Genomic DNA, 7,323 nt, shown 5'->3' with positions numbered 1-7,323 from the left:
CCCAAGGTGAAGCGCGTCACCGTCCCGCTGGCCAGACTGCCGCGCTCCGCGCACGGATTCCGGATCGCCGTGGTCAGCGACGTCCATCTGGGCCCGATCCTCGGCCGCGGCTTCACGCGGCGCGTGGTCGACACGGTCAACTCCACCCAGCCCGACCTGATCGCCGTCGTCGGCGACCTCGTGGACGGCAGCGTCGAGGACCTCGGCCCGGCCGCCGCACCGCTCGCCGGTCTCCGGGCACGGCRCGGCGCGTACTTCGTCACCGGCAACCACGAGTACTTCTCCGGGGTCGAGCAGTGGGTCGACCACGTGCGCGAACTCGGCCTGCGCCCGCTGCGCAACGCCCGTACCGAACTGCCCGGCTTCGACCTCGCGGGCGTCGACGACGTGGCCGGTGAGGACGAGGGCGGGGGCCCCGACTTCGCCGCCGCGCTCGGCGACCGGGACCGCGGGCGGGCCTCGGTGCTCCTCGCGCACCAGCCGGTCGTGATCCACGACGCCGTCGAACACGGCGTCGACCTCCAGTTGTCCGGCCACACCCACGGCGGCCAGCTCTGGCCCGGCAACCTCGTGGCCGACCTCGCCAATCCGACCCTCGCGGGCCTGGAACGGTACGGCGACACCCAGCTCTACGTCTCCCGTGGCGCGGGCGCCTGGGGCCCGCCCGTACGGGTCGGGGCGCCCTCGGACATCACGGTGGTCGAACTGGCCTCACGCCAGGCCTGAAGGGGGCGCCGTCTCAGCGCGTACGGGCCAGCTCGGGCCGCTTGAGGTAGTCGGTGAAGCCGATGACGTTGCCCCACGGGTCGGCGATCTCCACGGTCCACCCGGTGGCCACGGAGAACGGCTCGGCGAGCAGCACGACGCCCGCGTCCGCGAGGGCCCGCCCCTTGGCGCGGGCGTCCGCGACCTCCAGCCAGAGCCGGGGCGAGGGCCACAGCGGCGTGCGCGGCACGATCCCGTCCTCCACGCGGAGCAGCACGCCCGGCGTCTCCTTGCCCACCTTCAGGATGGCGAGCCCGATGTCGTCGAGCCGGAAGGCGACGGGGAAACCGGCCCGCTCGTAGAACCCGACGGCCTCACCGAGGTCGCCGACGGGGAGCAGGACGTTGTCGAAGCCGAGCAGCGCGGCGGAGGGGTCCGCGGACGGCCCCGCGGGCTGGTCAGCGGACAGGCCGACGGACTGGTTGTCTGACATTCCGTCAGCGTAGGACGGGCGGCGCCGCGCGGGCGCAGGCGCGCGAGGGCGGTGCCGCCGGGGGTGGCATCTTCGGCCGTCCGGCGGCACGGTGGCGTCACCGGTTGATGGACTGGATCTCCTGGACGTCGATGTCCTGGGTCCCCTCGAAGGTCCCGTTCGGCAGGTCGCCGCCCGCGCCGCCGGTGCCTTCCCAGGTGATCTCCCAGGTGATGGACGCCTTGAGCCGGTACGGTTCGCCGCCGGTCGCCCGCAGGTACGTGACCCCGCAGGGCGGCTCCTCCTTGGCGGCGCCCTTCCGGTACGGGGTCCCGATGCCGCCGTCCGCCCCGACCGCGCAGTCGCCTCCGGCGGGGAAGGTCTCGGCGTCGGCGGTGCCGGGGTCCAGGTGGAGGCCCACGGGTTTGGCGGTGGTCTCCGCCCAGATCCCCGTGCCGGGCAGCTCGGCACGGACCTTGACCGGCTCGAAAGCGCCCTTGTCCAGCCAGATCCAGGTCGGCAGATTCACCGTCGACCTGGCCTCGGGCTTCATCTCGACCTTGGTGTCCGGCACCTTGATCTTGTTGTAGGCGTAGCCCGCCAGGATTTCGGGCGTCGGGGCGTTCTTGATGTCGGGGACGTCGTCGGCGTCCTGCCAGAAGAGGTTCGTCTCGCACTGGCGGGCTTCGAGGGTGTCCTTGACGTCGGGGTTCATGACACCGCGCCAGAACTTGCCGTTTTTGCCGATGTTGAAGTTCTTGTACCCCTTGGCGCCGTCGGACTGGGCCTTGCCCTTCTCATAGTGGTTCACCATGAGTTCCTCGCCCCAGCTGAGGGACGGCGTCACGTGTACCAGCTCGCCGCCCTTCTTCAGGCTCTCCACGCTGTCCTTGAGCTGCTCGGGAGTGGCCACGGGCTCGTACCAGCAGGACGGCGGCTTCCAGTTCGGGTCCACTGGCGCGACAGGCTTGCTCGACGAACCGCCCTTGCCGCCGCTGACCTGCTTGACCTTGACGTTCGTACCGACGCCTGCCGTCAGGGTGTTGCCGGAGGCACCACCGGACGGTCCCGTCGGCGGGTGGTCCTCGTCCTCGCCGAACGCGTGCGCCGCCGCGGGGCAGGCGCCGAGGGCGAGAGCCACCGCGGCGAGGACGGGCAGCGTCCTCCTCAGCGGTCGCCTCACGTGTCGCACCCCCCGCGCTCCGTCTCGAGGGAGACGGTGCTCCAGACGCCCTTGGCGTTCTTCCTCAGGGTGGTGCGGTACTGGAGGACGGGGTTCACGTCGTCGGGGGTGCCCGTCTTCTTCTTGGTCCTGCGGTCCTGCGTGTAGCCCTTGCTTTCGTCCACGCAGTAGAAGAGCACACCGCCGCCCGAGTCGGAGATGCTCACCTGCGGGTTGAACACCCTGGCAGCGCCGATCAGCGTGTGATCGTTGTCCACGTACCCCTGGATGTACGTACGGGAGGACGTCAGCGCCTGCTGCGAGGTGTAGAAACCGACGGCTTCGGCCTTCGGGTCCGCCGCGATGACAGCCGCGTACTCCGCCTTCAGGCGCTCCCTGCCGTCATCCAGGATCGCCTGCTTCTTGGGGTCACTGTCCGTCCACCCGGTGAACTCCGCACGGAACGTGCCCGGGAGCTTGACCTCCGGTCGGTCGGCGCCGCCAGGCCCCGTGGGGGTGGCCGGTGCGGAGGACGTGTCGCCGCCGGTGTCCGCGCCCGCGATCCCGGGGGAGGAACCGTCGTCACCCCCCGAACCGCACGCGGACAACAGCAGGGCCGCCGACACGGTCAGCGCGGCCGTCACGAGACGGAGAGGGCGAGTCACTCTGCACTCCAGAGGTGGGGGGAAGGCGAGCGAACCCACGCTATACGCGCGGGCGTTGCGAACGCACACGGGCCCCGCTCCAGGAGGAGCGGGGCCCATGGGACGTACCGGGCGGAACAGGATCAGAAGCGGCGGGTGATCAGCGCGCGCTTCACTTCCTGGATCGCCTTCGTGACCTCGATACCACGCGGGCACGCGTCCGTGCAGTTGAACGTCGTACGGCAACGCCACACGCCGTCCTTGTCGTTCAGGATCTCCAGGCGCTGCTCGCCCGCCTCGTCACGCGAGTCGAAGATGAAGCGGTGCGCGTTCACGATCGCGGCGGGGCCGAAGTACTGGCCGTCGTTCCAGAACACCGGGCACGACGACGTGCACGCGGCGCACAGGATGCACTTGGTCGTGTCGTCGAAGCGCTCGCGGTCCTCGGCGGACTGAAGCCGCTCGCGCGTCGGCTCGTTGCCCGTCGTCACCAGGAACGGCATGACGTCGCGGTACGCCTGGAAGAACGGGTCCATGTCGACGACCAGGTCCTTCAGGACCGTCAGACCCTTGATGGGCTCGACCGTGATCGGCTTGGCCGGGTTGATGTCCTTGATCAGGGTCTTGCAGGCCAGACGGTTCTTGCCGTTGATCCGCATGGCGTCCGAACCGCAGATGCCGTGCGCGCAGGAGCGGCGGAACGTGAGCGTCCCGTCCTGCTCCCACTTGATCTTGTGGAGGCCGTCGAGGACGCGCTCCTTGGGGTCGATCTCCAGCTGGAAGTCTTCCCAGACCGCGTCCGCCGAGACCTCGGGGTTGAAGCGGCGGATGCGGAAGGTGACGGTGATGTACGGGGAGTCGGCGAAGCCCGCCTCGGGCTTGGCGTCTTCCTTCTCAAGGGTCGGGGTAGCCATCAGTACTTACGCTCCATCGGCTGGTAGCGGGTCTGGACGACCGGCTTGTAGTCGAGACGGATCGTCTCCGTGCCGTCGTCGCCGACCTCGCGGTACGCCATGGTGTGGCGCATGAAGTTGACGTCGTCGCGGTTGGGGAAGTCCTCGCGGTAGTGACCGCCGCGCGACTCCTTGCGGGCGAGCGCGGACTGCGCCATGACCTCGGCGAGGTCGAGCAGGTTGCCCAGCTCGATGGCCTCGAGGAGGTCGGTGTTGAAGCGCTTGCCCTTGTCCTGGATCGAGACGTTCTTGTAGCGGGCGCGGAGTTCGGCGATCTTCTCCACGGCCGTCTTGATCGTCTGCTCCGTGCGGAACACCATGACGTTGGCGTCCATGGTCTCCTGGAGCTCGTTGCGCAGCACGGCGACCCGCTCGTTGCCCTTGGCGTCGCGGAGCTGCTCGACCAGGGAGACGACGAGGTTCTCCGGGTTCTCCGGCAGCTCGACGAAGTCGTGCTTGGCGGAGTACTCGGCCGCGGCGATGCCCGCGCGGCGCCCGAAGACGTTGATGTCCAGGAGCGAGTTGGTGCCCAGGCGGTTGGCGCCGTGCACGGAGACGCAGGCGACCTCGCCCGCCGCGTACAGACCCGGGACGACGGTGGTGTTGTCCGCGAGGACCTCGCCCTCGACGTTGGTCGGGATGCCGCCCATGGCGTAGTGCGCGGTCGGCTGGATCGGGATCGGGTCCGTGTAGGGCTCGATGCCGAGGTAGGTGCGCGCGAACTCCGTGATGTCCGGGAGCTTGGCGTCGAGCTGCTCCGGCGGGAGGTGCGTGAGGTCGAGGTAGACGTGGTCGCCCTCGGGACCGCAGCCGCGGCCCTCGCGGATCTCCGTGTAGATGGAGCGCGAGACGACGTCACGGGACGCGAGGTCCTTCATGACCGGCGCGTACTTCTCCATGAAGCGCTCGCCGTCCTTGTTGCGGAGGATGCCGCCCTCACCGCGGGCGCCCTCCGTGAGAAGGATGCCCATGCGCCAGATGCCGGTCGGGTGGAACTGGAAGAACTCCATGTCCTCCAGCGGAAGCCCGCGCCGGTAGCAGGCCGCCTGGCCGTCACCGGTGAGCGTGTGCGCGTTGGACGTCACCTTGAAGAACTTGCCGGTGCCGCCGGACGCGTAGATCACGGCCTTGGCCTGGAAGATGTGGATCTCGCCGGTGGCCAGCTCGTAGGCGACGACGCCCGCGCTCTTCTTGACGCCGTCCACCTCGACGATGATCTGGTCCAGGACGTAGAACTCGTTGAAGAACTCCACGCCCTCCTTGACGCAGTTCTGGTACAGCGTCTGGAGGATCATGTGGCCGGTGCGGTCGGCCGCGTAGCAGGACCGGCGCACGGCGGCCTCGCCGTGGTTACGGGTGTGGCCGCCGAAGCGGCGCTGGTCGATCGTCCCGTCCGGCGTGCGGTTGAACGGGAGGCCCATCTTCTCCAGGTCGAGGACGGCGTCGATGGCCTCCTTCGCCAGGATCTCGGCGGCGTCCTGGTCGACCAGGTAGTCGCCGCCCTTGACCGTGTCGAAGGTGTGCCACTCCCAGTTGTCCTCCTCCACGTTGGCGAGCGCGGCGGCCATGCCGCCCTGCGCGGCGCCCGTGTGGGAGCGGGTGGGGTACAGCTTGGTGAGCACGGCGGTGCGGCTGCGCTTCGTCGCCTCGATGGCGGCGCGCATGCCGGCGCCGCCCGCGCCGACGATGACGGTGTCGTACTTGTGAATCTTCACTGGGGTCGCCTCGGCTTTAGCGGATGTTCGGGTCGAAGGTGAAGATCACCAGCGTGCCCAGAAGGATGGTGAACACCGTGGCGGTGTACAGCAGGCCCTTGAGCCACAGGCGCGTGTTCGGGCGCTCCGCGTAGTCGTTGATGACCGTGCGCAGGCCGTTCGCGCCGTGCAGCATCGCGAGCCACAGCATCAGCAGGTCCCAGACCTGCCAGAACGGCGAGGCCCAGCGGCCCGCGACGAACGCGAAGCCGATCTTGGAGACGCCGCCGTCGAGCACGAGCTGGATCAGCAGGTGGCCGAGGACGAGGACGACCAGGACGACGCCCGAGAGGCGCATGAAGAGCCATGCGGCCATCTCGAAGTTGCCGCGGGTCGAGCGCGGGGTCTTGGTCGTGCGCTTGCGGGGCGGCTCGATGACCGGGGCCGGGTTGTCGGCGTCGTAGAGCGAGGCGCCCTCGACGGGACCCACTCCGGACGTGCCGGACTTCTCAAGCGTGGTGTCAGAAGACATGTCTGGCCTCAGCTCCCGAAGACTTCGCGGACGGCGTGGCCGAGGACGGGGTAGAGCGCCCCGACCATCAGGACGAGCCAGATGCCGACGACGGTCCAGAGCATCTGCTTCTGGTAGCGGGGACCCTTCGACCAGAAGTCGACGGCGATGACGCGCAGGCCGTTGAGGGCGTGGAAGAGGATGGCGGCGACCAGGCCGTACTCAAGGAGTGCGACGATCGGCGTCTTGTAGGTGCTGACGACATCGTCGTACGCCTCCGGGGAGACGCGGACGAGAGCGGTGTCGAGCACATGCACGAACAGGAAGAAGAAGATGAGGACGCCGGTGACTCGATGAGCCACCCAGGACCACATTCCTTCCCGGCCGCGGTACAGCGTTCCAGCCGGCACGGAAGAACCCTCCGGGAGCGGGGATTGGGGCCGGCCGGCTTCTTGTCGGACGAGCCCGGCCGGGTACGGTCCACCGGCCGCTCGTCATCGTATCGACGAGTTGTCGGTGGCCTTGCCCCGGGTCCGCAGGTGTGATCAAACAGGCAATCAAACAGGCACGTACGGGCTATCGGGACGCGCTTGCGGACACTCCGCCCGAGCGGCGTGTCCCGGGCCTCCGTCCCCCGCTTTCTCCGCGTCGTCGCTGGTCGCGGGGGCCGTGCGGGACGCGAGGCGGATGAGCCTGCCCCGGGCGAGGCGCCGCAGCTCATCGGCGGCCACGGCGCGCTCCTCCTCCGGATCGTTGCCCAGGCGTGACCGGATGCCGGAGAGCAGGTGGTCGAGAGCCTCGCCGGGAGCGACGTCGTCGAGGCAGATGACGAACGTATGTCCGAATCGGCTCTCGTAGGCGGCGTGGGCGGCGCGCAGCGCGGTGTCCGCCGCTCCGTACGTGCCCGGCGCCGCGCCCTGCCGGGGGACGCCCGGATCGAGGGGTTCGCAGGTCAGGGCCTCGGCGAGGTCGGAGGGCGACAGGTCGTACGCCGCCTCGTCGGAGGCGGCGAGCAGGGCGTCGAGGTCGGGGTAGGGCCGGTGGGCGGCGACCCGGCGGGCCCAGCGGCGGCTGCCGCAGCAGGCCAGGAGGGCGGTCTCCGCGGCGTCCGGCGCCGCGGAGTTCAGCGGGGCCAGCTGCTCCGGCGTGACGACAGGGGCGGCGCGGGAGGCGTCGCCGGGG

The 7,323-nt window shown here is 69.7% G+C and carries 9 protein-coding genes; 1 reads left to right on the top strand and 8 read right to left on the bottom strand.

Annotated features, from left to right (window positions below):
• On the top strand, positions 1–726 hold a 726-nt coding region (locus tag AB8Z36_RS21425; protein ID WP_369214969.1), incomplete at its 5' end, for a metallophosphoesterase.
• A 13-nt stretch (positions 727–739) separates the two neighbouring features.
• On the opposite strand, the gene AB8Z36_RS21420 is transcribed toward AB8Z36_RS21425, so the two are convergent.
• The 8 genes from AB8Z36_RS21420 to AB8Z36_RS21385 all read right to left on the bottom strand — a co-directional run.
• Entirely contained in the window at positions 740–1,198 is a 459-nt protein-coding gene (locus AB8Z36_RS21420) for a VOC family protein (protein WP_369214968.1), read from the bottom strand.
• Between the two features lie 97 nt (positions 1,199–1,295).
• Positions 1,296–2,360 carry a hypothetical protein gene (locus AB8Z36_RS21415; protein ID WP_369214967.1) on the bottom strand — a complete coding sequence of 355 codons (1,065 nt, stop codon included), beginning with the start codon at positions 2,358–2,360 and terminating at the stop codon, positions 1,296–1,298.
• Positions 2,357–3,004: a hypothetical protein gene (locus AB8Z36_RS21410; protein WP_369214966.1), complete on the bottom strand. Its 648-nt coding sequence runs from the start codon at positions 3,002–3,004 to the stop codon at positions 2,357–2,359. Before AB8Z36_RS21410 ends, AB8Z36_RS21415 begins: the two co-directional genes overlap by 4 nt.
• A gap of 122 nt (positions 3,005–3,126) precedes the next feature.
• Positions 3,127–3,897, bottom strand: a complete 771-nt coding sequence (locus AB8Z36_RS21405; protein WP_369214965.1) for a succinate dehydrogenase iron-sulfur subunit — start codon at positions 3,895–3,897, stop codon at positions 3,127–3,129.
• A complete protein-coding gene (sdhA, locus tag AB8Z36_RS21400; protein ID WP_369214964.1) occupies positions 3,897–5,651 on the bottom strand; it encodes a succinate dehydrogenase flavoprotein subunit in 1,755 nt (584 codons plus the stop codon). The genes AB8Z36_RS21405 and sdhA overlap by 1 nt, the downstream gene beginning before the upstream one ends.
• A 16-nt stretch (positions 5,652–5,667) precedes the next feature.
• On the bottom strand, positions 5,668–6,162 hold the full coding sequence (locus AB8Z36_RS21395) for a succinate dehydrogenase hydrophobic membrane anchor subunit (protein WP_369214963.1): 495 nt from the start codon (positions 6,160–6,162) through the stop codon (positions 5,668–5,670).
• 8 nt (positions 6,163–6,170) lie between these two features.
• Positions 6,171–6,551: a succinate dehydrogenase, cytochrome b556 subunit gene (gene sdhC, locus AB8Z36_RS21390; protein ID WP_369214962.1), complete on the bottom strand. Its 381-nt coding sequence runs from the start codon at positions 6,549–6,551 to the stop codon at positions 6,171–6,173.
• 147 nt (positions 6,552–6,698) lie between these two features.
• Positions 6,699–7,323, bottom strand: a 625-nt coding sequence (locus tag AB8Z36_RS21385; protein ID WP_440581964.1) for a 2-oxo-4-hydroxy-4-carboxy-5-ureidoimidazoline decarboxylase, incomplete at its 5' end; no start/stop codon positions are given.

This window comes from Streptomyces flavofungini (assembly GCF_041028215.1).
Lineage (GTDB): Bacteria > Actinomycetota > Actinomycetes > Streptomycetales > Streptomycetaceae > Streptomyces > Streptomyces flavofungini_B.
The sequence above is the reverse complement of the archived record's forward strand: the minus strand, read 5'-3'. Positions and strand labels throughout refer to the sequence as shown.